Source organism: Agrobacterium sp. NPDC058088 (assembly GCF_042885035.1).
Classification (GTDB): Bacteria; Pseudomonadota; Alphaproteobacteria; order Rhizobiales; family Rhizobiaceae; genus Agrobacterium.
In genome coordinates, this window is the sequence record NZ_JBHVSU010000035.1 from 1 (window position 1) to 1,509 (window position 1,509).

Genomic DNA, 1,509 nt, shown 5'->3' on the forward strand with positions numbered 1-1,509 from the left:
TACCACCTCCTCACCATTTGAGCAATGGGGGGACGCAGGAGGATAGGGTAAGCGCGGTATTGGATATCCGCGTCCAAGCAGTTAGGCTGGGAAATAGGCAAATCCGTTTCCCGTGAAGGCTGAGCTGTGATGGCGAGCGAATTATAGTAGCGAAGTTCCTGATTCCACACTGCCAAGAAAAGCCTCTAGCGAGGTGAGAGGTGCCCGTACCGCAAACCGACACAGGTAGGCGAGGAGAGAATCCTAAGGTGATCGAGAGAACTCTCGTTAAGGAACTCGGCAAAATGACCCCGTAACTTCGGGAGAAGGGGTGCTCTGTTAGGGTGTATAGCCCGAGAGAGCCGCAGTGAATAGGCCCAGGCGACTGTTTAGCAAAAACACAGGTCTCTGCGAAGCCGCAAGGCGAAGTATAGGGGCTGACGCCTGCCCGGTGCTGGAAGGTTAAGAGGAGAGGTTAGCGTAAGCGAAGCTGTGAATTGAAGCCCCAGTAAACGGCGGCCGTAACTATAACGGTCCTAAGGTAGCGAAATTCCTTGTCGGGTAAGTTCCGACCCGCACGAAAGGCGTAACGATCTGGGCACTGTCTCAACGAGAGACTCGGTGAAATTATAGTACCTGTGAAGATGCAGGTTACCCGCGACAGGACGGAAAGACCCCGTGGAGCTTTACTGCAGCCTGATATTGAATTTTGGTACAGCTTGTACAGGATAGGTAGGAGCCTGAGAAGCCGGAGCGCTAGCTTCGGTGGAGGCGTCGGTGGGATACTACCCTGGCTGTATTGAAATTCTAACCCGCGCCCCTTATCGGGGTGGGAGACAGTGTCAGGTGGGCAGTTTGACTGGGGCGGTCGCCTCCTAAAGAGTAACGGAGGCGCCCAAAGGTTCCCTCAGAATGGTTGGAAATCATTCGTAGAGTGTAAAGGCACAAGGGAGCTTGACTGCGAGACCTACAAGTCGAGCAGGGACGAAAGTCGGGCTTAGTGATCCGGTGGTTCCGCATGGAAGGGCCATCGCTCAACGGATAAAAGCTACCCCGGGGATAACAGGCTTATCTCCCCCAAGAGTCCACATCGACGGGGAGGTTTGGCACCTCGATGTCGGCTCATCGCATCCTGGGGCTGTAGTCGGTCCCAAGGGTTGGGCTGTTCGCCCATTAAAGCGGTACGCGAGCTGGGTTCAGAACGTCGTGAGACAGTTCGGTCCCTATCCGTCGCGGGCGCAGGAAATTTGAGAGGAGCTGTCCTTAGTACGAGAGGACCGGGATGGACGCACCGCTGGTGTACCAGTTGTTCTGCCAAAGGCATCGCTGGGTAGCTATGTGCGGACGGGATAAGTGCTGAAAGCATCTAAGCATGAAGCCCCCCTCAAGATGAGATTTCCCATTGCGCAAGGAAGTAAGATCCCTGAAAGATGATCAGGTTGATAGGTCAGAGGTGGAAGCGTGGCGACACATGGAGCTGACAGATACTAATCGATCGAGGACTTAACCAATTTGAATGTATGCTTACTG

Annotated in this window: 1 rRNA gene; it reads left to right on the forward strand. The window is 54.3% G+C overall.

The annotated features are described in order from the left end of the window. Window positions 1-1,490: ribosomal RNA gene (locus tag ACFVTJ_RS25420) — 23S ribosomal RNA — on the forward strand; the annotation flags it as partial. Between the last annotated feature and the right edge of the window lie 19 nt (window positions 1,491-1,509).